Consider the following 25692-nt stretch of genomic DNA (forward strand, 5'->3'; position numbering starts at 1 on the left):
ACGGCTGGCCAGGTAGGCAAACGACTGCCTACCCAGTGCCTGGAACGTCGAGGCGCAACCTAGCCGAGGTGTTCCTGGATCAAGCTCAGCACCCGCCGCGCCACATCTGCCGGCGCGACAGTATTGAGGTCTTTCTCCACGGTTACCTGCACGCCGTCGCCAACCTTGGTCAGGCGAACCTGATAACGCTCGGCACGCGCGTCGATCTCTTCTTTGCTCGGCGCACTGCCCCACAACGTGCCCCAGAAACCAGGTTTCTTGTCCTTGGTTTCGGCGCCTTCGGCGAGATTGATGTAGTACACGCCAAGGGTACGGTTGAGGTCATCGACCCGCACGTCAGCCGTTTCCAGGGAGCGGCCAACGCTGGACCAGGCGCGATCGAAATCGGCGCCAAGGTTCAAAATCGGGTTGCCGTTGCCGTCCTCAGACAGGCTCACCCGACTCGGCGCATCGAAGTCGCGCGCGGCCAGCAGCGAGACGGAGCCACCCTGCTCGGCACTGCGCGCCAAGCTGGCGAGCATCTCGTCGAGCAGCGCAGCTTCCAGGCTGGCGTTCGCGGACTTGCTGGAGAAATCGACATTGGCGCTGCTGCCGGCCGGCCGTTCGGCGCTGACAACGAAAATCTCGCTGGTATTGCGCTGCACACCGGGCTCGATGCGTACCCGCACACGGGCCTGACTCTCTGGATCCACCCCTGCCACACGACTGCTCAGACGCCGCGCCATGGACGCAGAGAGCTCGTCGAAACGCTGCCAGTCAGTGCTGAATTCGCCCGTCTGCGGGCGCTCTTCGGCAATCCGGAAACCGTTATCTTCGAAGAACTGACGAGCCACCGGCCAGACTTCTGCCGGTGCGCGGCGAGCCATCACCCAACGCGCCTCGCCACTTTTTTGCAGGCTGAACTCGCTCGAGTCAGCCTGTGCTGGCAAGGCCAGCGGACGCGGTACGTCGAACTCACCCTCGGCGGTCGAGTCAGCCACATTGCGTGGCACCGGCAGCAGCGGGTCGAGGCGCTTGGTATCGGCGCCCGTTGGAATCTGCATCGGTGCAGTCTGGCGTTCGATCAGATAATCACTGCCACGATCGCGGAAATAGCCATCTTCACCCCAGATCCAGCCGCAACCGCTGGTACTGGAGATGATCACGGCAAGTGCGGAGAGTCCGGCCAGTCGCTTCATGCGTAGTATTTCCTCGATTAAACCAATACGCCGGACTGGCGCAAGGCCTGACGCAGCGGTTCATGACAACGCGGACTGAGCCAGGTCAGAGGCAGGCGGATGCCCTCTTGCATCAGACCCATTTCATGCAGGGCCCATTTCACCGGAATCGGGTTGGACTCGATAAACAGCGACTTGTGCAGCGGCATCAAACGGTCGTTAATCGCCCGAGCCGTGACGGCATCACCACGCATGGCCGCGGCGCAAAGCTCGCTCATGGCGCGCGGGGCGACGTTGGCGGTGACGGAGATATTGCCCTTGCCGCCCATCAGCATCAGCTCGACGGCAGTCGCGTCGTCGCCGGAATACACCAGGAAGTCCTTGCTGACGCGATCCAGCACTTCTTGGCCGCGCTGCAGATCACCCGTAGCCTCCTTGATGCCGATGATGTTCGAGACTTTCGACAAACGCTCAACGGTCTCCGGCAACATGTCGCAGACCGTACGGCCCGGCACGTTATAGAGGATCTGCGGAATCGCCACCGCCTCGGCGACATGCCGGAAGTGTTGATACAAACCTTCCTGAGTCGGCTTGTTGTAGTACGGCGTGACTAACAGGCAAGCGTCGGCACCAGCGCGTTTAGCGTTTGCAGTCAATTCCACCGCTTCGCGGGTGGAGTTGGCACCAGTACCGGCGATAACCGGAATGCGCCCGGCGACCTGAGCCACCACTCGACGGATCACTTCGATGTGTTCGTTGACGTCTAACGTGGCCGATTCACCTGTGGTGCCGACCGCGACAATGGCGTTGGTGCCTTCTTGCAGGTGGAAATCCACCAGTTTGCTCAGACTGTCCCAATCCAGACGACCCTGCGCATCCATGGGCGTGACCAGTGCCACCATACTGCCCGCAATCATGCAACCACTCCTGCCGGAAAAAGAGAGCCGTAATGGTACTGGCGCCACCTGCCTTGCACAAGCGAAGTACCGTGCTATGAGCATTCCCCTCGGCGACGCTTTTCGCTAACCTTCCGGCTTTGATCGACAGTTTGACTGCCGACCGCTCATCGCTTTAGGAATGCTGCATGTCCACCCCCATAGTCCGCGAACAATTCCTTGTTATCAGTGCCCTCGGCACCAACCCCATGGAGCTGACTAATGTGCTGTGCCGCGCCAGCCATGAGAACCGCTGCGCCGTGATCAGCACCCGCTTGAGCCGCCATGGCGAGTTCAGCGCGCTGGTCTTGCAGATATCGGGAAGCTGGGACGCGCTGGCACGCCTGGAAGCCAGTCTGCCGACCCTGGCCAAGAAGCACACCTTCACCGTCAGCGTGGTGCGCAGCGCCGCCTCGGAGAACCGCCCGCAAGCATTGCCCTACGTCGCCTATGTCAGCTCGGTGTACCGCCCAGACATTCTCAATGAGCTGTGCCAGTTCTTTATCGATCACAACGTCGAGCTGGAAAACCTCACCTGCGACACCTACCAGGCCCCGCAAACCGGCGGCACCATGCTCAACGCCACGCTCACGGTGACCTTGCCGGCCGGCACTCAAATCAGCTGGCTGCGCGACCAGTTTCTCGACTTTGCCGACGCCTTGAATCTGGATGCCCTGATCGAACCCTGGCGTCCGCAGACTCCTGCTTGAGGAAAACCCTTCATGGCCATTGCACTCGACCAGCCGGTCGCTGACTTCCAGGCCCAGGCCACCAGCGGCCAGCAGCTCAAGCTGTCCGCTCTCAAGGGCCAGCAGGTGGTGATTTACTTCTACCCGAAGGACAGCACCCCGGGCTGCACCACCGAAGGCCAAGGTTTTCGCGATCAGTACAGCGCGTTCCAGGCCGCCGACACTCAGGTGTTCGGGGTTTCCAGGGACAGCCTGAAGTCGCACGAGAACTTCAAGTGCAAACAGGAGTTTCCCTTCGAGCTGATTTCTGACCAGGACGAGGCGCTGTGCCAGCTGTTCGAGGTGATCAAGCTGAAGAAACTTTATGGCAAGGAATACCTGGGCGTCGATCGCAGCACCTTTCTCCTCGACAAGGCCGGCGTGCTCCGCCAGGAATGGCGTGGCGTGAAGGTCCCCGGCCATGTCGATGCAGTGCTCACAGCTGCGCAAGCCTTGCACAAGGGCTGAACACAACCCAATAAAAAGACCGCTCAATGCGGCCTTTTTATTGGGTTGTGTTATTACATCAACGGCACCACCACAGGCTCTTGCCGCGGCCAGGCATCCAGCACCGCCTTGAACAGGGTCGCCAGCGGAATCGCAAAGAAGATCCCCCAGAAGCCCCAGAGCCCGCCAAACAACAGCACCGCACAGATGATCGCCACTGGATGCAAGTTCACCGCCTCGGCGAACAGCAGCGGTACCAGAACGTTACCATCCAGCGCCTGGATCACCCCATAAACGACCATCAAGTAGATGAACTGGTCACCCCAACCCCACTGAAACAAGGCGATCAGGGCCACCGGCACCGTCACCACCACGGCTCCGACATAGGGCACCACCACCGACAGGCCGACCAACAGGGCGAGCAGCGCCGCATAGTTCAAACCGAGCGCGATAAAGCCCACGTAGGTCACGCCACCACAGATGAGGATCTCAATCACCTTGCCGCGGATGTAATTGGCGATCTGCTGATTCATCTCCTGAGCCACCCGGGTGATCAACGTGCGCTCACGGGGCAGGTAGCCGCGGAACCAGCGGCCGATCAACTGGCGATCCTTGAGGAAGAAAAACACCAGGATCGGCACCAGCACCAGATAAATCATGATATTCACCAGCAGCGGCAAGCTGGATAACGAGAAAGTCAGCGCCAACTGGCCAAACTTGCCGATTTCACTGCGCACCACTTCGATGGTTTGCAGTACTTGCTCATCCGACACCAGATGCGGATAGCGCTCCGGCAGCAGCAAGAGCAAGGACTGCCACTTGCCGAGCATGCCCGGCAACTCGTTGAACAGCGTGATCAGTTGCTGCCACAGCAACGGCACCAACACCAATAAAAACACCCCCAGCAGCCCGATAAACAAGGCGAACACCAGCCACACCGCCCCCACTCGCGGCAACCGCAAGCGCACCAGCACACGGACCAGTCCCTGCATCAAGAAGGCCAGCACCAGCCCCGCCAGTACCGGCGCAAGCATGCCGCCGAGCGTCAGCACCGCGGTGAAGCCGAGAATCAACAACACCGCCAGCACTACCGCCTCCTCATCGGAGAAATAGCGCTGAACCCAATCGCGTAGCACCTTAAACATCAGAATTCCTTCGATACGCCCAACCACTGCGCGGGGTCGAACTACGCGTCAAGCCTTGCGCAGCCAATAGCGATAGACACCGCCCTCGCTCTCCTCATGCAGCAAGGTATGCCCGGCCAAGCTAGCGAAGGCGCGAAAGTCACGCTGCGAACCGGCATCGGTAGCCGTCACCTTGAGCACGGCGCCACTCGGCAGGCGATTCAGCTCGAGTTTGGCCTTCAGCAACGGCAGCGGGCAATTCAGGCCACTGGCGTCCAGTTCGGCATCGCAGGCGGGAACCCGCCGTCCAGCGTCGTTCATCAATCAGTCTCCAGGGAAGTACCTTAGGCTCTGTTGACGTAAGCGAGCGCGCCGCGTTGCCGCGTCAAAGCCCGCCAGGCTAGGCGCGGGACGCAGGCAATGGTCATTCCCTTGGCAAGTCCCGTAACGACGCATGGCGGGCTTTGACGCGCAACCCGCAGGGACGGTGCCGTCTTGTCGCAGGGCTGCGTTACTCGTCGTTCATTTGGAGCGACCAAACTTCTCTCCTCGCGCGATCCACAGGGATGTGGTGAATGCAGCAAGCCCGTCGGGAGCGGGCGCTGCCTTGCCCTGCGACAAGACGGCCTCCGTCGCAGCATGCTCGCTTACGTCAACAGAGCCTAGGATACCGAAGGCGGCACAGCCCTGGCCAGCCGACCGGCATGGCGGCTACAGTAGCCACTTTGCCGCCAAGAGCTTCGTGCATGAATCTTCTGCGCCCTACTCTGCTGACGCTTGCTTGCTTGCTTGCCTCTCCCGCCATCGCCGACGACCTGCCGTCACTGGGTGACTCCAGCTCATCGATCGTTTCACCGGAACAGGAATATCAGCTCGGCCGCGCCTGGTTGAGCATGCTGCGCGGGCAAGTCAACCAACTGAACGATCCGCAGCTTAAAGATTTCGTCGAAAGCAGCGTCTATCGCCTGGCGGAAACCAGCGACCTGCATGACCATCGGCTGGTGTTCATCCTGATCAAGGATCCACAGATCAACGCCTTCGCCGCCCCCGGTGGAATTATCGGCGTCAACGGCGGCCTGTTCCTCCACGCGCAGACCGAAGCCGAATACGCCGCGGTACTCGCCCACGAACTTGGCCACTTGATTCAGCGCCACTTCGCCCGCGGCATCGAAGCCCAACAGAAAATGCAGGTGCCGATGATGGCCGCCATGCTCGCCGGGATCATCGCCGCCGCGGCCGGTGCGGGCGACGCCGGCATGGCCACGATCATGAGCGCCCAGGCCGCCGCCATCCAGAGCCAGCTGCGCTTCTCCCGGCAGAACGAACAGGAAGCCGACCGCGTCGGCGTGGTCAATCTGGAACGCGCCGGCTACGACCCGCGCGCCATGCCGAACATGTTCGAACGCATGGCCCGGCAATATCGCTACGACAAGCGCCCGCCTGAGTTCCTCCTCACGCACCCGGTCAGCGAGTCGCGTATTGCCGACACCCGCAACCGCGCCGAACAATTCACCCAAGGCGGGCGCCAAGACACGCTGCGCTATCAACTGATGCGCGCACGCGTGCAACTGACCTTCGAGGAAACCCCCGGCATCGCCGGCAAGCGTTTTCGCGCCATGCTCGAAGACGACCCCACACTGGACTCCGCCCGTTACGGCCTGGCACTGGCACAGATCAAGAGCGGCCAACTCAACGAAGCCCGGACAAGCCTGCAAGTGCTACTGGGGAAAGCGCCCAACGACGTCACCTATAACTTGGCGCAGATCGACCTGGACATCACCGCCAATCGCCTGCCGGATGCGCAACAGCGCGCCCAACGGCTACTCAAGGTTTATCCGGACAACTATCCGCTGAAGCAGAGCCGCATCGACCTGCTCCTCAAGCAGAGCCAGGCCGCCGAGGCGCAGAAGGCTCTCGAAGAATTATTGAAGAGTCGCCCGAATGATCCGGATGTCTGGTATCAGGTCGCGGAAACTCGTGGCTTGTCCGGCGATATCATCGGCCTGCACCAAGCCCGCGCCGAGTACTTTGCCTTGGTCGCCGATTATGACCAAGCGATCGAACAACTCGACTTCGCCAAGCGTCGCGCCATCAACAATTTCCCCCTGGCCTCACGTATCGATGCCCGCCAGAGAGAAATGCTGGAACAGCAGCGCCTGCTCAAACAGCTGATGCGTTAAGCCCAAGCAGAAAAAAGCCGGGCGTTGCCCGGCTTTTTTCTGCCTAACAACTTAAGCGTTACCGGCCACTCTGAGGCGTGCAGCCTGAGTGAAATCCAGCATGCGCTTGAGCGGTTGCAACGCCCGCGGAATCAACGCCGGATCGACGAAGACCTCATTGCTGCCCTCGCGCAGGCATTGCAGCGTGCGCTCCAGGGTGTTCATCGCCATCCACGGGCAATGCGCGCAACTGCGGCAGGTCGCACCATTGCCGGCGGTGGGCGCCTCGATGAAAATCTTGTCCGGACACAGCTGCTGCATCTTGTAGAAGATGCCGCGATCGGTGGCGACGATGAAGGTCTTGTTCGGCAGCGTCTGCGCCGCCTTGATCAGTTGGCTGGTGGAGCCGACCGCATCTGCCAGGTCGATCACCGCCTCAGGCGACTCCGGGTGCACCAGGATCGCCGCCTCCGGGTACAACGCCTTCATGTCTTCCAACTGCCGGGACTTGAACTCTTCATGGACGATGCAGGCACCATCCCAGAGCAGCATATCGGCGCCGGTTTCGCGCTGGATATAACGACCCAGGTGCTTGTCCGGCGCCCAGATGATCTTTTCACCGTTATCCATCAGGCTCTCGACTATCTCCAGCGCACAGCTGGACGTCACCACCCAATCGGCCCGCGCCTTGACCGCCGCCGAGGTGTTGGCATAAACCACCACGGTGCGCTCGGGATGCTGATCGCAAAAGGCCGAGAACTCTTCGACCGGACAACCCAGATCGAGCGAGCAAGTCGCTTCCAGCGTCGGCATCAGCACGCGCTTTTCCGGGTTGAGGATCTTGGCGGTCTCGCCCATGAACTTCACACCCGCCACCAGCACGGTTTGCGCCGGGTGCTGATTACCGAAACGGGCCATTTCCAGGGAGTCGGAAACGCAGCCACCGGTTTCTTCAGCCAAAGCCTGAATCAGCGGATCGCAATAGTAATGAGCAACCAGCACGGCATTCTGCGCTTTGAGCTCAGCAGCAATGGCGTCGCGATAGTGAGCCACTTCAGCAGCCGTCAGCGGCTTGGGCTGCTTGGCATCGAGGTGAGCTTGAACCAGAAGGCGTTCGGAAATCTGCGTCATATTCGCTAGACCTGCAGGCGCTTGAGCGCGTAAGTCGAGTATACCACCCGCATCCATTGGATTAGATCGGGCGAGACGGATAACAGGCAGGAGGGGTAAAGCAGGAAAGGATGGTGGGTCGTGCGGGATTCGAACCTGCGACCAATTGGTTAAAAGCCAACTGCTCTACCAACTGAGCTAACGACCCAACGGGTGTGCATAATACTGATTTAATTCACAAAATCAACACCATGCGATAAAAAATTAGAAATATCGAGTCGGGTCCGGTACGCCCGCCGCGGCAAAGCCAGCAGCCCGCAGACGGCAGCTGTCGCACTTGCCACACGCCCGACCATCGTCATCGGCCTGATAGCAGGAAACGGTCAGGGCGTAGTCGACCCCCTGCCGCAGACCGGCCTGCACTATCTCGGCCTTGCTCATGTACTGCAACGGCGCACGGATGCGGAATCCCCGCCCTTCCACTCCGGCCTTGGTCGCCAGATTAGCCATGCGCTCGAAGGCCTCAACGAACTCAGGGCGGCAATCCGGGTAACCGGAATAATCCACCGCATTGACGCCGATAAAGATATCCCGCGCACCCAACACCTCGGCCCAGCCCAGCGCCAACGAGAGGAACACCGTATTGCGTGCCGGTACGTAGGTCACCGGGATGCCTTCGACCGGGCTTTCCGGTACGGCAATCGAAGCGTCGGTCAACGCCGAACCGCCAATCCCGTTGAGGTTCAGACCAATGACCTTGTGCTCGATCACACCCAACTGGTGCGCCACACGCTCGGCAGCCTGCAACTCGGAACGATGGCGCTGGCCATAGTCGAAGCTCATGCTGTAGCAGGCATAGCCCTCAGCCCGGGCCAGAGCCACCACAGTGGCAGAATCGAGGCCACCGGAGAGCAGAATTACCGCCTTCTTATCTGTCATATCTCAGTGCCCCGGCTCGTCATTCCAAAGAATTTTGTGTAGCTGCATTTGCAGGCGCACCGGCAGATTGTCGGCGACTATCCAATCGGCCAGCGCACGCGCATCCAACTCATGATGACTGGGCGAAAACAACACCTCACCGGCGCGATCCTGCAGGCGATACTGAATCAGCTTAGAGACCGCCCAGTCGTAGTCCTCACGGGAGCAGATGACGAATTTCACCTGATCGTTGGCCGTCAGAAACTCGATATTCTCGTAGCGATTGCGAGCGACCTCAGCCGAACCTGGAGTCTTCAAGTCGACCACCTTGCTCACCCGCGGATCGACCGCTGAGACATCCAGCGCACCACTGGTCTCCAGCGAGACCTCATAGCCGGCGTCACACAGACGCTCGAGTAATGGGATGCAGTTGGGTTGCGCCAGCGGCTCACCGCCGGTCACACAGATATAACGCGGCCGGAAGCCGGCGATGCGCTCGAGGATCGCCTCAAGGCTCATCAGCTCACCGCCACTGAAGGCATAGGCGGTATCGCAGTACTGACAACGCAGGGGGCAGCCGGTCAGGCGGACGAACACCGTCGGCAAGCCGGCGGTGCGCGTCTCGCCCTGCAACGAGTAGAAAATCTCGGTAATGCGCAGGTTTTTTTGCATATCAGCCACGGGCGTGACGGCGAAACAGGCCATCCGCCTCCGTTGCGGGAATTGGGGGCGAAGATTCTAACGAAAAAACCCGCGCCAGGCGCGGGTTTTCTTGAACTTCGAATCAGCTTTCAGAAACCTTGCAAATCTCGCTGCGCCAACTGCGCCGCCGAACTGCCCGGGAACTGGGCAATCACCTGCTGCAAAATGCCCTTGGCTTTATCGGCATGGCCCAAGCGCTGCTCGACATCGGCCAGTTTGTACAGGGAGTCAGGCACCTTGGGGTGGCTCGGATAAAGCTGGCTGACCTTGGCAAACGCCTGACCGGCACCTTGCAGATCGCCCTTGGCCAAATTCACCTCGCCCAGCCAGTACTGCGCATTGCCCGCATATTGGCTGCTTGGGTACTTGCGCAGGAAAGCGCTGAAGGCCTGGCTGGCCTTATCGAAGTCCTTCGCCTTGATCAGATCGAAGGCAGCGTCGTAATACAGCTTTTCCTTCGCCGGATCGCCCGGTTCGTTACTCGCCGCAGCCTGAGCCGCGGGCTGAGTCGGAGCGCCACCGGCATCGATCACACCGGTTGCAGCAGAATCTTGGGGAGCTGGAGCGCCAGTTGCGCCGCCGGCCAAACGTCGATCGAGGTCTTGATAACGCTCCAGGCCTTCTTGCTTCAGGCGCTGAATCTCGTTTTGCTGCTCCTCGACCATGCCGCGCAGTCGCGCGACCTCTTCTTGCAGTTGTTGCAGCTGCATGAACAGCTCACCCTGCGCCGAGGTCGGGGCCGTAACCCCTCCCCCGGCGTAGGCGCCGGACGTGCCATAACCAGCAGGCGGATAACTACTGCTGCCGTAATTGGCATTCTCATCCACCACAGGAACCTCAGCCCAGGCCGCAAGCGGCAGGCTGAGAGCCAAAACGGTTAAAGCACGACGGCACGTACGCATGGCGAATTACTTACGCAGTTCGACGCGACGGTTCTGCGCCCAGGACTGCTCGTCGTTGCCAGTGGCAACCGCACGCTCTTCGCCGTAGGACACCAGCTCAGCTTGAGCCGGGGAAACGCCTTGCAGCACCAGGTAGCGCTGTACGGCCTTAGCACGACGCTCGCCCAGAGCCATGTTGTACTCGCGGGTGCCGCGCTCGTCGGTGTTGCCTTCCAGAACGACGCGAGCGCCGTTGCCTTTCAGGTCTTTAGCGTGAACGTCGAGAGCGCGCATGGCTTCCGGCTTCAGGTCGGAGCTGTCGTACTCGAAGTAGAAAGTAGTGATAGCGCGCAGAGCAGCTTCTTCGCTCAGGCTGCCATCGACGGCACCGCTGTTAGCGCCGTAACCAGCGTTCGGATCAACAGCGCCTTCGCCAGCGGTGTCGCCGCCTTTGGAGGAGCAACCAACAGCTACAGCCATGGCCAGAGCCAGCGCAGCAAACTTGCCAAATTTCAACATTTCCATAATGAAACTCCTAATGACCCCAGTTGTGTTAAGTAAAAGGTATTGCGCCGCATCAGTTCAGGTAGGGCGACCAGGATGGCTCTCGGATTTCGCCTTGCGCGGTTGGAATCGGGAGTTTTACTCGCCCATTGATGGAGGCGAGAATCAAGACTCCACGGCCCTGCTGGCGGGTCGCGTAGATTACCATGGTGCCGTTGGGCGCGACAGTAGGCGACTCGTCCAGACTGGTATCGGAAAGTATCCGCACATTACCCCGTTGCAGATCCTGCGCCGCCACCTTGAAGTTGGTGAAACCATCCTGGCGGTGAATCATCACCAGGGTCTTTTCGTCTGCCGACAACTTCGGATTGGCGTTGTAGTTACCGACGAAGGTCACGCGCTGCGGCTCGCCACCACCGATGCGAGTCTTGTAGACCTGCGGTTTGCCGGCACGATCCGAAGTGAAGTAGATAGTCTGGCCATCCGCCCCCCAGAACGGCTCGGTGTCGATGGAGAAATGATTGGTCACTCGCTGCAACTGACGGGAGCCCAGATCCATCACGTAGATCTCCGGGTTGCCGTCCTTGGACAGCACGAAAGCCAGGCGACTGCCATCCGGGGAAAAGGCCGGCGCACCGTTCAAGCCCTCGAAGTTGGTGATCTGCTCGCGGCGACCGGTATCGATGTGCTGGATGAAGATGCGCGGACGCTTCTGCTCGAACGACACATAAGCGATACGCTTGCCATCATTGGCAAAGCGCGGCGAGAGAATCGGCTCACGCGACTGCAGCAAAGTCACGGCGCGCGCGCCGTCATAGTCGGAACGTTGCAGGGTGTAGCGGGTGTTATTCACCGAGAAACGCTCAGCGGTGACGTACAGCATCCGCGTAGAGAACGCCCCCTTGATGCCGGTAAGCTTCTCGAACGACTGGTCGGAGATGTAGTGCGCCATATCGCGCAGTTGATCGGCGCTACCGCCGACGCTACCCGAGAGCACTTGCTGCTCGGTCGCCACGTTGAACAAGGCGTATTGAATCTGTAGACGGCCGCCATCCGGGACTATGCTGCCGACCATCACATACTGAACGCCCAGGGCTTTCCAATCGCGAAAGATCACCTCGCTGGCCTGAGTCGGCAAGCTGATCATGTTTTGCCGCGGGATCGGCTCGAAGGTACCGGAGTTACGCAGATCTTTACCGATGATGTCGGCCATATCCTCCGGCAGCACGGTACCGCCCTGCCAACCGAAAGGCACGATAGCCACCGGAATGGCCCGATCGGAGCCACTGGTGACCAGAATGTTCTTTTCCTCCGCGGCCAGCATTCCGGCGGCGCAGCAAAGAACCACAAGCAATCCTCGAAGAATATTGATCACAACGCTAAATCCTCAGGTGTGAAGGTCATCTTGAATGAACGATAGGGATTAAAGTCAGTGGAACTCAGACCCTGCATTTCTATGAGTCGGCCGATGTTTTTGACCGCCGCAACCGCCGAGCTGTCGAATGGCCCATTACCACTGGAACGCGCCACGCCGACACTGGTAATGGTGCCGTCGGGCAACATGGTGATCTGTAGCACCACCGTCATGCCGTTAGTCGCGCCTGGCGGTCTGGTCCAGCCTTCCGACGCGCGCAATTTGATCAGATCGTCGAAGTTGCCCGACACCTGCTCACCGATCTCGTCACCGAGCGCCGCTTGCCGCTCGGTATCCTCGGACAGCAATTCCGCCAGAGCCTGGGCCTTCTTCTCTTCTGCCGCCTTGCGTGCTGCTTCAGCCGCTTTTTTCTTGGTGGCTTCGGCAGCCGCTTTCTTCTTCGCGTCTTCTGCCTTTTTCGCATCGGCGACGGCTTTTTTCTTCGCCGCCTCGACATCAGCCTTCTTCTTGGCCTCTGCTGCCGCTTTCTTCATTTCTTCTTCGGTTTTCTTCTTGGCGATATCCGCCAACTGCTTTTCCTCGGCCTTCTTGGCCTCGGTAGCCTTCTTCACTTCCTCGGTCTTTTCGGCGGCTGCGGCTTTTTGAGCCTCTTCGGCTTTCTTTTGTTCCGCGGCCTTGGCCGCTACCTGTTTTTGCTGCTCGAGCTTTTTCGCCTCCAACTGCTCGACTTCGTACTGCTTGGCCGCGGTCTTTTTCGCCTCACCGGCGATTTTCTGGTTGGTCTGCACGGTTGCCGGGCTTTTCGACTTGAGTTCGTACAGGGTGGCCTGAACGATCGGTTTCGAGGGCGGAAGCTCTGGAGTGAAAGCAAAACTGACGAAGAGCATGCCAAACATCAGGGCGTGCAGCGCCACCGCCCAGACGCTGGGCCAGAAGTAGCTTTCCGAGGAAGAGGGCTGGTTCTGTTGCCGCATCAGGGCGCCTCGGTAATCAGCCCGACGTTACCCACGCCAGCCTGCTGCAGACCACCCATAACGGTCATCACAGAGCCGTAATCGACCGATTTGTCGCCGCGCACGAAGACCTGGACCGACTTACCCTGGCGACTATTCTCGGCCATGATGCCGCTAGCTGCCGCCACCAACTGATCGATGGAAACAGCAGTCTCGCTGTTCTTGCCCTGATCGGTATCGACCTCTTCGCCCATGTTCCAGTAGTAGCTCTTGTCGGCCTTGATCGAGACAGTCAACACGCGGGCGTTGTTGTCCTGCGGCAGTGCCTCGCTGCCCACCTTGGGCAGATCGACCTTGACGCCCTGGTTAAGCATGGGCGCGGTCACCATAAAGATCACCAGCAGCACCAACATCACATCGATGTAGGGCACCACGTTCATCTCGGCGACCGGTTTACGTCTCTTGCGAATACGGGCCATGGCTGATTAATCGTCGCTGGTGTGCACTTTACGGTGCAGGATGGCTTGGAATTCGTCGGCAAAGGTGTAGTAACGGCCGATCAGCGTCTCACCGCGCGCGGCGAAGCGGTTGTAGGCGATCACCGCCGGGATGGCCGCAAACAGGCCAATTGCCGTGGCGATCAGTGCCTCGGCAATGCCCGGTGCAACTGTGGCGAGGGTCGCTTGCTGCGCCGAAGCCAAGCCACGGAAGGAGTTCATGATCCCCCAGACGGTACCAAACAGGCCGATATAGGGGCTGGTGGAGCCCACGGTGGCGAGGAATGGCAGGCTTTGCTCGAGCTTTTCTTCTTCACGGGAAATCGCCACGCGCATCGCGCGGTTCACCCCATCCATCACCGCATCCGGATCGACACCCGGTTGCTGGCGCAGGCGGGAGAACTCCTTGAAGCCGCCGCGGAAGATCTGCTCGACGCCGGAATCCGGATCAGGATTGCTACCGGCCTGACGGTACAGCTTGGACAGGTCGATACCCGACCAGAAACGCTCTTCGAAGCTTTCCAGCGAACGGCGCGCAGCACGAATCATCGTGCTGCGCTGGAAAATCATGATCCATGAGGTAACCGATGCGGCTACCAGGATGAGCATTACCAGCTGTACCACGATGCTGGCGTTGCTGATCAGGCTCCACATGGAGGTATGGTCGACGACGTTGGCTTCCACGCTTAATCTCCTGCTTTAGATGTACCCGCGCCGCTCAGGCCAGCAAAGGCCGCGCGCAAAGCTTCGGGAAAGGCCCGGGGTTTCAAACTGTCGGCGCGCACACAGGCCACCAGGAACTGCCCTTCACAGAGCAGCGCATCATCCGTTGCCCGCCGAACCTGTTGACGAAAGCGCAGGCTGGCACGGTTTAATTCGATTACTTCGGCGCTGACCAGCAGCTCATCATCCAGCCGCGCCGGCGCGTGATAGCGCGCTTCGCTGGAATGCACGACGAACAACAGGTTCTCCCCCACCAACGCAGACTGGGCGAAGCCCAAATCGCGCAGCCGCTCGGTACGAGCCCGCTCCATAAACTTAAGGTAATTGACGTAGTAAACGATGCCGCCGGCATCGGTGTCCTCGTAATATACGCGACAACGATGTGCGAACGACCCAAGCCCATTTTGCGCGCGCATACTCTAGTGCTTACTCCCCGGGTTGCCAATCAGGCTAAACAACTGTTTTTCAACCATCTGTCTCATTCGTCCCGAATGAATCAGCTGAATTTTGCAGCCTTGAGGTTACTCATCGACGGCAAACAGATCAGCCGTCGGCAGCTCGCCCATACGTTTGGGCACATTCAGGCCAAAATGCAGATACGCATGCCGAGTCACCACCCGACCGCGGGGGGTGCGCATGATGTAGCCCTGCTGGATCAAGTACGGCTCCAACACGTCCTCAATGGTATGTCGCTCTTCGCTGATGGCTGCAGCCAGGCTGTCGACACCCACCGGGCCGCCGTCGAATTTCTCGATCATGGTCAACAGCAGCCGGCGATCCTGATGATCGAAGCCGTGCTCATCGACATCCAGCAAGTTCAGCGCCAGATCGGCAATCGGCCGGGTGATATGCCCCTCGGCACGCACTTCGGCAAAATCTCGCACGCGCCGCAGCAGACGGTTGGCGATCCGCGGTGTGCCACGGGCACGCCGGGCAATTTCGTAAGCGCCTTCCGGGTCGAGCGGTAAACCGAGGATACCGGCCGAACGCCCGACAATAGTGGCCAAATCAGGAATGTTGTAGAACTCCAGGCGCTGCACGATACCGAAGCGATCGCGCAACGGATTGGTCAGCATGCCGGCACGCGTCGTAGCGCCGATCAGGGTAAAGGGTGGCAGATCGAGCTTAATCGACCGCGCCGCCGGCCCTTCACCAATCATGATGTCGAGCTGGAAGTCTTCCATCGCCGGATACAGCACTTCTTCGACAATCGGCGAGAGGCGGTGAATTTCATCGATAAACAACACATCGCCCGGCTCCAGATTGGTCAGCATCGCCGCCAGATCGCCAGGGCGCTCAAGCACTGGACCGGAGGTACTCTTGATCGAGACCCCCATTTCCTGGGCGACGATATTGGCCAAGGTGGTTTTACCCAAGCCTGGCGGGCCAAAGATCAAGGTGTGATCGAGCGCTTCGCTGCGCCCCTTGGCGGCCTGAATAAACAGCTCCATCTGCTCGCGCACTTTCGGCTGACCGATATATTCAGCCAGCCGCAACGGACGAATAGCCCGGTCCAACTGCTCATCGCGGTCACGGCCGGAGGCGGTAATCAGGCGGTCGGCGTCTATCACTTAAACCATTCCCTTCAATGAACGACGGATCAACTCTTCACTGCTCAAGCCTTCTTCCTGCACTGCAGATACCGCACGGCTAGCCTCCTGGGGTTTGAAGCCGAGGGAGATCAGCGCGCTCACCGCGTCATTCTCCGCGCTTGAGACTGCGGCGCCAGCGCTAGGTTCAACCACCAGCGTGGCGATGCCCGGCATGGTTTCCCAGGCCTTGAAACGGTCTTTCAGCTCGACCAGCAGGCGCTCGGCAGTTTTCTTGCCGACGCCCGGAACCCTCACCAGGACGGAGGTATCTTGCGCCTGGACGCAGCGTACCAGCTCATCCACTTCCAGGCCGGACATCAACGCCAGCGCCAGCTTGGGACCCACGCCATTGAGCCGGATCAGCTCGCGAAACAGCTCACGCTCGCGCTTCTCGAAGAACCCATAGAGCAACTGCGCGTCTTCACGCACCACCAGATGGGTGTGCAGGGTCACCGACTCGCCGACGGACGGCAGACGGTAGAGCGTGGTCATCGGCACTTCCAGCTCATAGCCGAGGCCATTCACATCCACAACTAAATGCGGCGGCTGCTTTTCCGCCAAGGTGCCGCGCAGGCGTCCAATCACGAATTCACTTCCTTATATAGAGGCCACTTACAGCCTGAGTCGGCCGCCGCGGCTACGCGCGCCAGCCAGACCGTGGGGAATCAGACTCGAGCGGGTATGCGCATGACACAGGGCAATCGCCAACGCATCGGAGGCATCGATTTGCGGTTTCTGCGTCAGCTTCAACAGGTGCATCACCATCATCTGCACCTGCTGCTTGTCCGCCCCACCGGTTCCGGCAATCGCCTGTTTGACCTGGGTCGCCGTGTACTCGGCGATCTCCAAGCCCTCCTCCGCCGCCGCCACTATGGCCGCGCCACGCGCCTGCCCCAGCTTCAGCGCCGAGTCGGCATTCTTGGCCATAAACACCTGTTCGATGCCCATGGTCACCGGGCCGTAGGTCTGAATGACCTCGCGCACCCCACGAAAAACGCTTTGCAGCCGCTCATGCAACAGGCCACTGCCGGTACGAATGCAGCCCGAGGCAACATATTCACAGCCACGACCAAGGTCGCGCACCACGCCGTAGCCGGTGATACGTGAACCAGGATCGATGCCAAGAATAAGAGTCATAGCGCCTGCAGCTTGAAAATAATGCTTAGTACCGAACAGTCGGTGTCCGGCAGCTTAAAGGCAGAAGCCGGAGGCACAAAGCCGCGTGATGATCACGCCCTTGCGCCTCCGGCTCCAGGGATACCGCCAGCAGTTCGATTCAGCCGATCTGCTCCATGATTTCATCCGGAATTTCGGCGTTGAAGTAGACGTTCTGCACGTCATCCAGGTCTTCAAGCATGTCGATCAGCTTGAGCACCTTCTGCGCGGTTTCCAACTCTGTCAGCTCGACCATGATCGACGGGATCATGCTGATCTCTGCCTCATCGCCCTTGAAACCGGCGGCGACCAAGGCCTCATTCACCGAGATAAAGTCGGCGAAGGTGGTAAACACGTCGATGGAACCATCGTCATTGGTCACTACGTCATCGGCACCGGCTTCCAGCGCCGCATTCATCAGGGCGTCTTCATCCACACCCGGGGCGAAGCTGATCTGGCCTTTGCGATCGAACATATAGGCCACCGAACCGTCGGTACCCAGATTGCCACCACACTTCGTGAACGCATGCCGCACTTCCGCCGCTGTGCGGTTGCGGTTGTCGGTCATCGCCTCGACTATCACCGCCACGCCGCTTGGCGCATAACCTTCATAGCTCAACTCTTCGACTTTCGTGTCATCGTCGGCACCCACGCCGCGGGCGATCGCCCGGTCGATGGTATCGCGGGTCATGTTGGCGCCGAGCGCCTTGTCCACCGCCAAACGCAGGCGCGGGTTATCCGCCGGCAGGCCGCCCCCCTGACTCGCGGCGATGGTCAGCTCGCGGATCAGCTTGGTGAAAATCTTGCCTCTCTTGGCATCCTGACGCCCTTTGCGATGCTTGATGTTGGCCCACTTGGAATGACCAGCCATAACGCACTCCGAATTCTTGTCTTGTTGGACGGCCCATCAACCTGGGCCGTCCTGGTTTTGAACTGAATTATTCCGCTTTCGGCTGTTCGCGCAGACGAATGTGCAGCTCACGCAGCGCTTTCGCATCCACCAGACCCGGCGCCTGGGTCATGACACAGGCCGCGCTCTGGGTTTTCGGGAAGGCGATCACTTCACGGATCGACTGGGCGCCGGTCATCAGCATCACCAGACGGTCCAGACCGAAGGCCAGACCACCGTGCGGCGGCGCACCGTATTTCAGGGCATCGAGCAGGAAGCCGAACTTCTCCTGCTGCTCGTCTTCGCTGATGCCGAGTAGACGGAATACCGCTTGCTGCATCTCTTTGCGGTGAATACGGATCGAACCGCCGCCCAGTTCGGTGCCGTTCAGCACCATGTCATAGGCGCGCGACAAGGCAACCGCCGGATTGGCTTCGAGCTCTTCCGGGCTGCACTTGGGTGCGGTGAACGGGTGGTGCAGCGGGGTGAGGCTGCCGTCGTCGGTCTCTTCGAACATCGGGAAGTCGACCACCCACAGCGGTGCCCACTCGCAGGTATGCAACTTGAGGTCGTGGCCGATCTTGATCCGCAGCGCGCCGAGGGCGTCGCTGACGATCTTGGCCTTGTCGGCGCCAAAGAACACGATGTCGCCGTCCTGGGCGCCGACGCGATCGAGGATCACCTGGAGGTTTTCCTCGGGGATGAATTTGACGATCGGCGACTGCAGACCTTCCACACCCTTGGCCCGCTCATTGACCTTGATATAGGCCAGGCCCTTGGCGCCGAAGTTGCCGACAAACTTGGTGTAGTCGTCGATCTGGCTACGCGGCATGCTCGCGGCACCCGGTACACGCAAGGCGGCAACGCGACCCTTCGGATCGTTGGCCGGGCCACTGAACACCTTGAACTCCACGGCGTTCAGTTGATCGGCAACATCGACCAGTTCCAGCGGGATACGCAGATCGGGCTTGTCGGAACCGTAGCGGCGCATGGCTTCTTCGAAGGTCATGTGCGGGAACTCGCCGAACTCCAGATCCAGCACTTCCTTGAACAGCTTGCGAATCATGCCTTCGGTCAGACCGATGATGTCCGCTTCATTGAGGAAGCTGGTCTCGATGTCGATCTGGGTGAATTCCGGCTGGCGGTCGGCCCGCAGGTCTTCGTCGCGGAAGCACTTGGCAATCTGGTAGTAACGATCGAAACCGGCCACCATCAACAGCTGCTTGAACAGCTGCGGCGATTGCGGCAAGGCGAAGAAGCTGCCGGCGTGGGTACGGCTCGGCACCAGGTAGTCACGCGCGCCTTCAGGCGTAGCGCGGGTCAGGATCGGCGTTTCGACGTCGAGGAAGCCATTCTCGTCGAGGTAACGACGAATGCTGGTGGTGATGCGCGAACGCAGACGCAGCTTGTCGGCCATTTCCGGACGGCGCAGATCGATAAAGCGATAGCGCAGGCGGGTCTCTTCACCCACGTCGGAGTATTCGTTCAACGGGAACGGCGGGGTTTCCGCTTCGTTCAGCACTTCCAACTCGTAACCCAGCACTTCGATGGCGCCGGACGCCATGTTGGCGTTGACCGCACCCGCCGGACGCAGACGTACCTTGCCGGTGATCTTGACCACATACTCGCTGCGCACACGATCAGCGGCGGCGAAGGTCTCGGCGCGATCCGGGTCGAACACCACCTGGGCCAAACCTTCACGGTCACGGATGTCGAGGAAGATCACCCCGCCATGGTCACGACGGCGATGGACCCAGCCGCACAGGGTGATTTCTTGACCGTCCAGGCTCTCGTTCAGTTGGCCGCAATAATGGCTGCGCATCATGATGGTGGTTTCGCTTCTCGTAATTCGACTATTCGGTGGTGTGCTTAATCGGCTTTATCGCCGCCAGCCAGGTTCTTTTTCGCGCCGGTCTTGAAGTCGGTTTCATACCAGCCGCTGCCTTTGAGACGGAAACCGGGCATGGACAACAACTTCTTCAACTCGGGCGCCTTGCAGGTCGGACAATCGACCAACGGCGCATCGCTGAACTTCTGAATGGCTTCCATTTGATGGCCGCAGGAAGCGCATTGGTAATCGTAAATAGGCATTGGCTCATCTCGGCAATCTAAAAAACAACACCGCAGCAGGCCGTATAACCCAGCGCCGTGGCTTTCACTCAGCCTGGCGAGCCCGCGCCCGGCGGCAAGGGGCGGCATTATATATGGTTAATCTGTCACGTGCAGCCGCCCGACCAGATCGCACCCTCCGCGGCTTTCCTCGCGGAAAATGCCTAGCGCTCAGACGCCACTCTGCGGCAGCGCTCTACACACCCAGCCATTGATAACGCGACACCGCCCGCCTTCTGGGCCGAACCCAGCGCTTCCTACCCACCCCCAAACTGCCGGCCAAGCCGCTCGACAAGAGCGGCCCCAACAATCAAATAGCGTTCAACCATGGCGTTCATTGACACAAGCCAAGACTCGGCCTGAAAAGCCCATGCTAGGCTGTATCCATCATGGAGCGAAGCAGGCTCCAAGCTACTCGAGAGGAGAAAAGCTATGGAAATCAACATCGGAATCGCCGAACAGGACCGCGCAGCCATTGCCGAAGGCCTGTCGCGCCTGCTGGCGGACACCTACACGCTTTACCTGAAGACCCACAATTTTCACTGGAACGTCACCGGCCCAATGTTCAACACCCTGCACCTGATGTTCGAGGGGCAGTACAGCGAATTAGCCCTGGCTGTTGACCTCATCGCCGAACGCATCCGCGCCCTCGGCTTCCCGGCACCCGGCACTTACGCCGCTTACGCCCGCCTATCCTCGATCAAAGAGGAAGAAGGCGTACCAAATGCCCAGGACATGATCAAACAGCTAGTACAGGGCCAGGAAGCCGTGGTGCGCACCGCGCGCGGCATCTTTCCACTGCTGGACAAGGCCAGTGACGAACCGACTGCCGACCTGTTGACCCAACGCATGCAAGTGCATGAAAAGACCGCCTGGATGCTGCGCAGCCTACTGGCCGCTTAAATCAGTGGCTTACGGATATACATAAAGGCCTGGCTCGACCGCAATGTTGTTCAGTTAAGGAAAAACGCCGCTTATCCCTCGCCTGGAAAGCGGCGTTTTTTCTGGCTCTCACGCTATAGCTGGAAGTCAAAAACTGCCTGTCTACGGCTTAAGTAAACAGCATTGCGGCTCGACCGGGCCTTTTGCTAGGCACCCGCACCTAGGCGTCCATACTCTAGCAATCCAAAATCCCCTCGCGACCCGCATAAGCCAGTCCCCCCAGCATTCTGAACCTGTACCCCGAAGCGGCTGCCCCCCTCAAACAAGCCCTACCGCTCATGATGCGCCATAACATCCCGCCAAAGCCTGCCAACCCGCACAGACGATGCGCTATACCAGGCGCAATCAGGTTCATCCGGCCGCCCCAGGGCCCGTGCTAAGCGCTTGATTTGAGTAGCCCTGCGCTTTGCTGTTAAATACGCTCCGTGCTACCGCCCCGACCATTCAAGGAGCGGCGCATAGGCTGACACTGTGCGCGTGTCGATCGCCCGCCATTTATCAGGGGCAAACCGCGCCGAGCCAGCTCTCCTCGTGATCCTTCTTATATAAGTGAGCTCATTGCATATGTTGAAAATCGTCCATCTACTCACGGGCGCTGCCGCCCTGCTGCTGTCCTTTATTCCCAGCCTGCATGCCGAAGCCCTGCCTTACTTGCAGCAGCCCGACGCGCTCTACCTGGCCTTGTTCGGCCTACTCAACCTACTGCTGGCGCCACTGCTGCCGATCTGGCACATGGGTGCTCGCCACCAACTGCAAAGCCTGGTTTCGGCGCTGCTGGTACTGGCCGTAGTGCTGCAAACCCTGATTCTGCTGGCGCCACTACCCATCATCGGCGGCCAACCCGCCGTACTGCTCAGCCTGCTGACAGTCCTCGCCGCGGTGCTGCTGCACCTGAGCACCAACCTGCGCATGAGCAACCGCAGCACTTCACCCGCGCAAGACATGACCGATCGCGAGACCGGTACCGTCAAGTGGTTCAACACCTCCAAGGGCTTCGGCTTTATCTCCCGCGACTCCGGCGACGATATCTTCGTGCACTTTCGCGCCATTCGTGGCGAGGGCCACCGCGTATTGGTCGAAGGTCAGCGTGTAGAGTTCTCGGTGATGCAGCGCGACAAAGGCCTGCAAGCGGAAGACGTGATCGCCGCGCAGCCGCTGCGCCGCTAAATCCAACCCAATAAAAAACCCGCCTGCATTGGGCGGGTTTTTTATTGGGCCCTAATTAAAGCTCATCAATAGTGCGGTGGCGGCGCGTCCTCTTCAGATACCCCAAACTGCCCCTGCAGATCTTCCTGGCGCTTAGCCAACGCCGCGACCTGCAGCTGCAGCCGCTCCAGCACACGCTGCTGAGCCACCAGCACATCGTTCAATGCCTGAATCGTGTCATCCTGAAAGGCCAAACGGCTTTCCAGCTCAGTAATACGCATTTCCAGGCTCATGGCTTATTCCTCGACAAAACGAAAATCCTCGGTCAACACCAGCCGTAGCTTGGCGCGAATCGCGGCAATCTGCTCGGCACTGTAGGCCTCAGCCGGGAACTTGCCCCAGACCGGCGCCGGCCAGGCGGCATCCTCACGGCGACGCACTATTACATGCATATGCAGTTGATTGACGACATTACCCAAGGTAGCAATGTTCATCTTGTCCGCCGCGAAGGTGTCTTTGAGCGTTTCCGCCAGCACCGTGGTTTCCTGCCACAACGCCTGCTGATCATCGGTGTCGAGCTGAAACAGCTCGCTAAGCTCTTCCCGCCGCGGCACCAGAATGAACCAGGGGTAGCGTGCATCGTTCATCAAGAGCAAACGACACAGGGGGAAATCGCCAATCGGTAGCGTGTCCTGCTGCAGACGTGAATCCAAGGCGAACATACGGGCCTCTCCTGTTCGGCTGGTTAAGGTTTCAGTTTAGCGGCCCATGCAGGGCTAACTGCGCCAAGTGACGACCGCGCAGGATACTCGGGAAACCCACCTTAATTCATCTCGCCGTAACAGCCGCGCGGCAACTCCAGGCGACCGAAAGGCGAAGCGCCAAGATTGATCTGCCTGCCCTGCAGCCAGACCCGAGCACTGCGCCAGCACGACCTCAACCAGTCTGAATTGAGGCTACATCTACAGCCCCAGCTAAACGGACACCAACTGAGCCCCCACTTGGCGCAAACCCCTGGCACCCGCACTCAACCCGTGCAGCACCTAGTTGGCGCTCAACCACTGCCAGCATGGACGCACCGACTCTGCGGGATTCAGGGGCAACCGGCCCGCCCATCGGCGCAAGAAGCCATGAACAAGTATGCCCAGCACACCGAAATAACTCACTTCGAGCCTCTCCTGGCGTGTTACCCGACAGCCATCGCGTACACCACGCTCTTGCTCGATGGCACTCCAGGTAACGCTCAGGAGCAGACGAGTCGTAATAGCCGCGCCTTGCAACCACCCAAGCCCCCTTCAAGACCCTGCACGAAGGGCAAAGATGTTGCATTTTCGCAGCACAATGCTCGACAAAACACACGCAACTAAGGCTTTCCAGCGTCAGCTCGACGCTTTGTGCATGGATTTTGCTTTAGCCAATCCAAGATCAATGCCCGCTCGCGCCAATAAGCGCCAGCGAGTCTTCCTGATCCACCCGCAACAATTCCATTGGATGAAGTTAACGGGTAGGTTATGAAGGGTTTCGGCAGGCAGTCTTAGCAGACGCTGAACTCGTCAAAACTGACGGAAAAGTTAAAACGGCATGGACGCAAGAGCAAAACTACAAATTTGCGACATGTCTCATCCAATTTTGCGACATTGCCGTGAAGAACTCGTAAGGAATAGACTGCAACTGTCGCCAATAATGTCGGCGTGATATAAGTTACCGCCGACACAAAAAGAAAGAGCTGCCCATACATTAAGAAGATGGGCAGCGCAACTCTTCTAAACCAAAGGAGCAATCACGATGCAAGTGATGAAGTGGAGCTTAATCGCCCTAGCAGTAACCGCGGGCACTTCTCAAATGGCCGCAGCCAGCCAACAGTCCGACTCCAAGGGCTTCGTTGAAGACAGCAGCCTGACCCTTCTGAACAAGAACTACGCCTTCTACCGCGACTTCCGCAACAACGGCGCCAACAGCCGCCTCGGCTCGGCCACCGACCAGAACTACCGCAATGAGTGGGCTCACGGCATCAGCACCATGTTCGAGTCCGGCTTTACCCAAGGCACCGTGGGCTTCGGCGTCGACGCCCACGCCATGCTGGGCCTGAAGCTGAATAGCGGCAACGGCACCAATGGTACCGGCCTGCTGCCGACCGGCTCCGACGGTCGTTCCCAGGACGAATACTCCTACGCCGGCGGCGCAGTCAAAGCTCAGGTTTCCAACACCGTACTGAAGTACGGCAACCTGTTCCCGACCGCTCCGGTCTTCGCCACCGGCACCGCCCGCCTGTTCCCGAGCTCCGCCGAAGGCTTCCAGCTGCTGAGCAGCGAAATCGAAGGCCTTAACATCGACGCCGGCCACTTCACCGCGATTCGCGATGGCAGCGCCTCCACCAACAGTGACGGTGAAATCACCACCACCTACACCGGCATCGCCAGCGACAGCGCCGACTACGTGGGCGGCTCCTACGCCGTCACCGACAACCTGAGCTTCAGCCTGTATGGCGCCGAACTGGAAGACATCTGGCGCCAGTACTACAGCAACGTCAACTACAACATCCCGTTCAGCGACACTCAGGCCCTGAACCTCGACTTCAACATCTACCGCACCCTGGATGAAGGTCAGGCTCTGGCAGGCGAGCTCGAGAGCACCGCCTTCTCGCTGGCTGCCGCCTATTCCATCGGCGCGCACAAGTTCACCCTGGCCCACCAGCGGGTGAATAGCGACGAGCCGTTCGACTACATCTCGATGGACGGCCAAAACGCCGGCGACTCCATCTATCTGGCCAACTCGGTTCAGTACTCCGACTTCAACGGCCCGAACGAGAAGTCCTTTCAGGCCCGTTACGACCTGAACATGGCCGAATACGGCGTTCCCGGCCTGAGCTTCATGGCTCGCTATATCACCGGTGACGATGTCGACGGCACCAAGGCCGACCCGAACGGCGCGTTCGCTGGCGCGATCGGCGCAGACGGCAAGGAATGGGAGCGCGACATCGAAGCCAAGTACGTGGTTCAGGAAGGCGCCGCCAAGGACCTGTCCTTCCGCCTGCGTCACGCCAGTTGGCGCGCCAACACCGACATGGGCTTCTTCACTTCCGGCAGCTCCACTGCCATCGACGAAGTCCGCCTGATCACCGAGTACCCGCTGAACATCCTGTAAGTCCTGCGGTAGTTCGACACCCCTTGAAAAAGCCCGGCATCTGCCGGGCTTTTTCTTTTGTGGCCACATGATCAAAAAACAATCAACTACTGGTCAAGATTTAACCAACTTAAATCAAAGTGGCAAGGCGTAAGTTCCCGTCACATGCGCCACCAACTCCTCCTCATTCCCGGCCGAGTAAAGCGAAACTTCGCAGACCGCCTGCCGACGACTCAACCGCAAAATCCGCGCCTGCGCCAACAGATCCACCGGCTTGGGCTTGGCCAGAAAGTTGATATTCAAGTTAGCCGTCACCGCCATCTCTACCCGCCCCAATCGCCCTAATACCACCGCATACATCGCCGCATCGGCCAGGGACATAATGGTCGGCCCGGACAAGGTGCCGCCCGGGCGTACCAGTTTCGCCTGGAAGGGCACCCGCGCCAGGGCGCAATCCGCATCCAGCCGGTCGATCCGCAGATCGATGTCCTCAGCCATCGGTACGCCCATTCGAATCAGCGTC

28 protein-coding genes, 1 tRNA gene and 2 pseudogenes are annotated in these 25692 nt (G+C 59.7%); 7 read left to right on the forward strand and 24 right to left on the reverse strand.

The genetic code is table 11. The features are described 5' to 3' along the window. Window positions 1-59 precede the first annotated feature (59 nt). Together bamC and dapA are read right to left on the reverse strand one after the other, a co-directional pair. The gene (bamC, locus tag FFS12_RS09335) at window positions 60-1178 is read right to left on the reverse strand and encodes an outer membrane protein assembly factor BamC (protein WP_137820252.1); all 1119 of its coding nucleotides are present in this window, start codon (window positions 1176-1178) and stop codon (window positions 60-62) included. 17 nt (window positions 1179-1195) lie between these two features. Further along, window positions 1196-2074 carry a 4-hydroxy-tetrahydrodipicolinate synthase gene (gene dapA, locus FFS12_RS09340; protein ID WP_137886588.1) on the reverse strand — a complete coding sequence of 293 codons (879 nt, stop codon included), beginning with the start codon at window positions 2072-2074 and terminating at the stop codon, window positions 1196-1198. A gap of 167 nt (window positions 2075-2241) precedes the next feature. Between dapA and FFS12_RS09345 the strand changes: the two genes are divergently transcribed. Both FFS12_RS09345 and FFS12_RS09350 read left to right on the forward strand, forming a co-directional pair. Next, window positions 2242-2802: a glycine cleavage system protein R gene (locus FFS12_RS09345; protein WP_137886589.1), complete on the forward strand. Its 561-nt coding sequence runs from the start codon at window positions 2242-2244 to the stop codon at window positions 2800-2802. A 12-nt stretch (window positions 2803-2814) separates the two neighbouring features. Further along, window positions 2815-3288 carry a peroxiredoxin gene (locus FFS12_RS09350; protein WP_137886590.1) on the forward strand — a complete coding sequence of 158 codons (474 nt, stop codon included), beginning with the start codon at window positions 2815-2817 and terminating at the stop codon, window positions 3286-3288. Between the two features lie 53 nt (window positions 3289-3341). On the opposite strand, the gene FFS12_RS09355 is transcribed toward FFS12_RS09350, so the two are convergent. Beyond that, entirely contained in the window at window positions 3342-4412 is a 1071-nt protein-coding gene (locus tag FFS12_RS09355; RefSeq protein WP_137886591.1) for an AI-2E family transporter, read from the reverse strand. A 48-nt stretch (window positions 4413-4460) separates the two neighbouring features. Beyond that, on the reverse strand, window positions 4461-4712 hold the full coding sequence (locus tag FFS12_RS09360) for a sulfurtransferase TusA family protein (protein ID WP_137820247.1): 252 nt from the start codon (window positions 4710-4712) through the stop codon (window positions 4461-4463). A gap of 425 nt (window positions 4713-5137) precedes the next feature. Here FFS12_RS09360 and FFS12_RS09365 point away from each other — a divergent pair, with 425 nt between their 5' ends. Next, complete coding sequence (locus FFS12_RS09365) at window positions 5138-6571, forward strand: M48 family metalloprotease (RefSeq protein ID WP_137886592.1); 1434 nt, start codon at window positions 5138-5140, stop codon at window positions 6569-6571. Between the two features lie 51 nt (window positions 6572-6622). Here FFS12_RS09365 and nadA read toward each other — a convergent pair whose 3' ends face one another. The 17 genes and pseudogenes from nadA to FFS12_RS09450 form a co-directional block, all read right to left on the reverse strand. Further along, a complete protein-coding gene (gene nadA, locus FFS12_RS09370; RefSeq protein ID WP_137886593.1) occupies window positions 6623-7681 on the reverse strand; it encodes a quinolinate synthase NadA in 1059 nt (352 codons plus the stop codon). Between the two features lie 111 nt (window positions 7682-7792). Continuing rightward, window positions 7793-7868: transfer RNA gene (locus tag FFS12_RS09375), tRNA-Lys, on the reverse strand. A 56-nt stretch (window positions 7869-7924) separates the two neighbouring features. Continuing rightward, complete coding sequence (queC, locus tag FFS12_RS09380; protein ID WP_137886594.1) at window positions 7925-8599, reverse strand: 7-cyano-7-deazaguanine synthase QueC; 675 nt, start codon at window positions 8597-8599, stop codon at window positions 7925-7927. 3 nt (window positions 8600-8602) lie between these two features. Continuing rightward, complete coding sequence (queE, locus tag FFS12_RS09385; protein ID WP_137820243.1) at window positions 8603-9250, reverse strand: 7-carboxy-7-deazaguanine synthase QueE; 648 nt, start codon at window positions 9248-9250, stop codon at window positions 8603-8605. A gap of 119 nt (window positions 9251-9369) precedes the next feature. Next, the gene (gene ybgF / locus FFS12_RS09390; RefSeq protein WP_137820242.1) at window positions 9370-10182 is read right to left on the reverse strand and encodes a tol-pal system protein YbgF; all 813 of its coding nucleotides are present in this window, start codon (window positions 10180-10182) and stop codon (window positions 9370-9372) included. Between the two features lie 6 nt (window positions 10183-10188). Then, complete coding sequence (pal, locus tag FFS12_RS09395; RefSeq protein WP_137820241.1) at window positions 10189-10686, reverse strand: peptidoglycan-associated lipoprotein Pal; 498 nt, start codon at window positions 10684-10686, stop codon at window positions 10189-10191. A gap of 52 nt (window positions 10687-10738) precedes the next feature. Continuing rightward, window positions 10739-11989: a Tol-Pal system beta propeller repeat protein TolB gene (gene tolB, locus FFS12_RS09400; protein ID WP_218568972.1), complete on the reverse strand. Its 1251-nt coding sequence runs from the start codon at window positions 11987-11989 to the stop codon at window positions 10739-10741. Between the two features lie 47 nt (window positions 11990-12036). Further along, window positions 12037-13014 (reverse strand): cell envelope integrity protein TolA, encoded by a 978-nt coding sequence (gene tolA / locus FFS12_RS09405; RefSeq protein WP_137886596.1) that lies wholly within the window; start codon window positions 13012-13014, stop codon window positions 12037-12039. After that, window positions 13014-13472, reverse strand: a complete 459-nt coding sequence (gene tolR, locus FFS12_RS09410; RefSeq protein ID WP_137886597.1) for a protein TolR — start codon at window positions 13470-13472, stop codon at window positions 13014-13016. The genes tolA and tolR overlap by 1 nt, the downstream gene beginning before the upstream one ends. A gap of 6 nt (window positions 13473-13478) precedes the next feature. Continuing rightward, the gene (gene tolQ / locus FFS12_RS09415) at window positions 13479-14174 is read right to left on the reverse strand and encodes a protein TolQ (RefSeq protein ID WP_119955740.1); all 696 of its coding nucleotides are present in this window, start codon (window positions 14172-14174) and stop codon (window positions 13479-13481) included. 38 nt (window positions 14175-14212) lie between these two features. Next, window positions 14213-14629: pseudogene (gene ybgC, locus FFS12_RS09420) on the reverse strand (tol-pal system-associated acyl-CoA thioesterase); the annotation flags it as partial. Window positions 14630-14734: 105 nt separating this feature from the next. Then, on the reverse strand, window positions 14735-15784 hold the full coding sequence (gene ruvB, locus FFS12_RS09425; RefSeq protein WP_137886599.1) for a Holliday junction branch migration DNA helicase RuvB: 1050 nt from the start codon (window positions 15782-15784) through the stop codon (window positions 14735-14737). After that, entirely contained in the window at window positions 15785-16390 is a 606-nt protein-coding gene (ruvA, locus tag FFS12_RS09430; RefSeq protein WP_137886600.1) for a Holliday junction branch migration protein RuvA, read from the reverse strand. A gap of 27 nt (window positions 16391-16417) precedes the next feature. Continuing rightward, window positions 16418-16942 (reverse strand): crossover junction endodeoxyribonuclease RuvC, encoded by a 525-nt coding sequence (gene ruvC / locus FFS12_RS09435; RefSeq protein WP_137820234.1) that lies wholly within the window; start codon window positions 16940-16942, stop codon window positions 16418-16420. A 139-nt stretch (window positions 16943-17081) separates the two neighbouring features. Next, window positions 17082-17831, reverse strand: coding sequence for a YebC/PmpR family DNA-binding transcriptional regulator (locus tag FFS12_RS09440; protein WP_137886601.1), 750 nt, complete (start codon window positions 17829-17831; stop codon window positions 17082-17084). Window positions 17832-17898: 67 nt separating this feature from the next. Then, window positions 17899-19674, reverse strand: coding sequence for an aspartate--tRNA ligase (gene aspS / locus FFS12_RS09445; RefSeq protein WP_137886602.1), 1776 nt, complete (start codon window positions 19672-19674; stop codon window positions 17899-17901). 44 nt (window positions 19675-19718) lie between these two features. Continuing rightward, the gene (locus tag FFS12_RS09450; RefSeq protein WP_119955747.1) at window positions 19719-19940 is read right to left on the reverse strand and encodes an FmdB family zinc ribbon protein; all 222 of its coding nucleotides are present in this window, start codon (window positions 19938-19940) and stop codon (window positions 19719-19721) included. Between the two features lie 450 nt (window positions 19941-20390). Here FFS12_RS09450 and FFS12_RS09455 point away from each other — a divergent pair, with 450 nt between their 5' ends. From FFS12_RS09455 to FFS12_RS19895, 3 genes and pseudogenes are all read left to right on the forward strand, one after another. Then, complete coding sequence (locus tag FFS12_RS09455; protein WP_137886603.1) at window positions 20391-20861, forward strand: Dps family protein; 471 nt, start codon at window positions 20391-20393, stop codon at window positions 20859-20861. Between the two features lie 603 nt (window positions 20862-21464). After that, a pseudogene (locus FFS12_RS20375) lies at window positions 21465-21737 on the forward strand (cold shock domain-containing protein membrane protein); the annotation flags it as partial. Between the two features lie 105 nt (window positions 21738-21842). Beyond that, a complete protein-coding gene (locus FFS12_RS19895) occupies window positions 21843-22067 on the forward strand; it encodes a cold-shock protein (RefSeq protein WP_171006507.1) in 225 nt (74 codons plus the stop codon). Window positions 22068-22132: 65 nt separating this feature from the next. Here the strand turns inward: FFS12_RS19895 and FFS12_RS09465 are convergent, their stop codons facing one another. Both FFS12_RS09465 and FFS12_RS09470 read right to left on the reverse strand, forming a co-directional pair. Next, on the reverse strand, window positions 22133-22339 hold the full coding sequence (locus tag FFS12_RS09465) for a SlyX family protein (protein WP_137886605.1): 207 nt from the start codon (window positions 22337-22339) through the stop codon (window positions 22133-22135). A gap of 3 nt (window positions 22340-22342) precedes the next feature. After that, window positions 22343-22768 carry an HIT domain-containing protein gene (locus FFS12_RS09470; protein WP_137886606.1) on the reverse strand — a complete coding sequence of 142 codons (426 nt, stop codon included), beginning with the start codon at window positions 22766-22768 and terminating at the stop codon, window positions 22343-22345. Window positions 22769-23831: 1063 nt separating this feature from the next. Between FFS12_RS09470 and FFS12_RS09475 the strand changes: the two genes are divergently transcribed. Then, the gene (locus tag FFS12_RS09475; protein ID WP_137886607.1) at window positions 23832-25190 is read left to right on the forward strand and encodes an OprD family porin; all 1359 of its coding nucleotides are present in this window, start codon (window positions 23832-23834) and stop codon (window positions 25188-25190) included. 114 nt (window positions 25191-25304) lie between these two features. Here the strand turns inward: FFS12_RS09475 and FFS12_RS09480 are convergent, their stop codons facing one another. Then, window positions 25305-25679 carry a PaaI family thioesterase gene (locus tag FFS12_RS09480; RefSeq protein ID WP_119956351.1) on the reverse strand — a complete coding sequence of 125 codons (375 nt, stop codon included), beginning with the start codon at window positions 25677-25679 and terminating at the stop codon, window positions 25305-25307. Window positions 25680-25692 lie beyond the last annotated feature (13 nt).

Source organism: Pseudomonas sp. 2FE, from assembly GCF_005503735.1.
Lineage (GTDB): Bacteria > Pseudomonadota > Gammaproteobacteria > Pseudomonadales > Pseudomonadaceae > Aquipseudomonas.

What these genes read in the sequence shown, in the direction of transcription:
- bamC (WP_137820252.1), bottom strand. Translation starts at nt 1,178, where the DNA reads ATGAAGCGACTGGCCGGACTCTCCGCACTTGCCGTGATCATCTCCAGT.
- dapA (WP_137886588.1), bottom strand. Translation starts at nt 2,074, where the DNA reads ATGATTGCGGGCAGTATGGTGGCACTGGTCACGCCCATGGATGCGCAG.
- FFS12_RS09345 (WP_137886589.1), top strand. Translation starts at nt 2,242, where the DNA reads ATGTCCACCCCCATAGTCCGCGAACAATTCCTTGTTATCAGTGCCCTC.
- FFS12_RS09350 (WP_137886590.1), top strand. Translation starts at nt 2,815, where the DNA reads ATGGCCATTGCACTCGACCAGCCGGTCGCTGACTTCCAGGCCCAGGCC.
- FFS12_RS09355 (WP_137886591.1), bottom strand. Translation starts at nt 4,412, where the DNA reads ATGTTTAAGGTGCTACGCGATTGGGTTCAGCGCTATTTCTCCGATGAG.
- FFS12_RS09360 (WP_137820247.1), bottom strand. Translation starts at nt 4,712, where the DNA reads ATGAACGACGCTGGACGGCGGGTTCCCGCCTGCGATGCCGAACTGGAC.
- FFS12_RS09365 (WP_137886592.1), top strand. Translation starts at nt 5,138, where the DNA reads ATGAATCTTCTGCGCCCTACTCTGCTGACGCTTGCTTGCTTGCTTGCC.
- nadA (WP_137886593.1), bottom strand. Translation starts at nt 7,681, where the DNA reads ATGACGCAGATTTCCGAACGCCTTCTGGTTCAAGCTCACCTCGATGCC.
- queC (WP_137886594.1), bottom strand. Translation starts at nt 8,599, where the DNA reads ATGACAGATAAGAAGGCGGTAATTCTGCTCTCCGGTGGCCTCGATTCT.
- queE (WP_137820243.1), bottom strand. Translation starts at nt 9,250, where the DNA reads ATGCAAAAAAACCTGCGCATTACCGAGATTTTCTACTCGTTGCAGGGC.
- ybgF (WP_137820242.1), bottom strand. Translation starts at nt 10,182, where the DNA reads ATGCGTACGTGCCGTCGTGCTTTAACCGTTTTGGCTCTCAGCCTGCCG.
- pal (WP_137820241.1), bottom strand. Translation starts at nt 10,686, where the DNA reads ATGGAAATGTTGAAATTTGGCAAGTTTGCTGCGCTGGCTCTGGCCATG.
- tolB (WP_218568972.1), bottom strand. Translation starts at nt 11,989, where the DNA reads ATGCTGGCCGCGGAGGAAAAGAACATTCTGGTCACCAGTGGCTCCGAT.
- tolA (WP_137886596.1), bottom strand. Translation starts at nt 13,014, where the DNA reads ATGCGGCAACAGAACCAGCCCTCTTCCTCGGAAAGCTACTTCTGGCCC.
- tolR (WP_137886597.1), bottom strand. Translation starts at nt 13,472, where the DNA reads ATGGCCCGTATTCGCAAGAGACGTAAACCGGTCGCCGAGATGAACGTG.
- ruvC (WP_137820234.1), bottom strand. Translation starts at nt 16,942, where the DNA reads ATGACTCTTATTCTTGGCATCGATCCTGGTTCACGTATCACCGGCTAC.
- FFS12_RS09440 (WP_137886601.1), bottom strand. Translation starts at nt 17,831, where the DNA reads ATGGCTGGTCATTCCAAGTGGGCCAACATCAAGCATCGCAAAGGGCGT.
- aspS (WP_137886602.1), bottom strand. Translation starts at nt 19,674, where the DNA reads ATGATGCGCAGCCATTATTGCGGCCAACTGAACGAGAGCCTGGACGGT.
- FFS12_RS09450 (WP_119955747.1), bottom strand. Translation starts at nt 19,940, where the DNA reads ATGCCTATTTACGATTACCAATGCGCTTCCTGCGGCCATCAAATGGAA.
- FFS12_RS09455 (WP_137886603.1), top strand. Translation starts at nt 20,391, where the DNA reads ATGGAAATCAACATCGGAATCGCCGAACAGGACCGCGCAGCCATTGCC.
- FFS12_RS19895 (WP_171006507.1), top strand. Translation starts at nt 21,843, where the DNA reads ATGACCGATCGCGAGACCGGTACCGTCAAGTGGTTCAACACCTCCAAG.
- FFS12_RS09465 (WP_137886605.1), bottom strand. Translation starts at nt 22,339, where the DNA reads ATGAGCCTGGAAATGCGTATTACTGAGCTGGAAAGCCGTTTGGCCTTT.
- FFS12_RS09470 (WP_137886606.1), bottom strand. Translation starts at nt 22,768, where the DNA reads ATGTTCGCCTTGGATTCACGTCTGCAGCAGGACACGCTACCGATTGGC.
- FFS12_RS09475 (WP_137886607.1), top strand. Translation starts at nt 23,832, where the DNA reads ATGCAAGTGATGAAGTGGAGCTTAATCGCCCTAGCAGTAACCGCGGGC.
- FFS12_RS09480 (WP_119956351.1), bottom strand. Translation starts at nt 25,679, where the DNA reads ATGGGCGTACCGATGGCTGAGGACATCGATCTGCGGATCGACCGGCTG.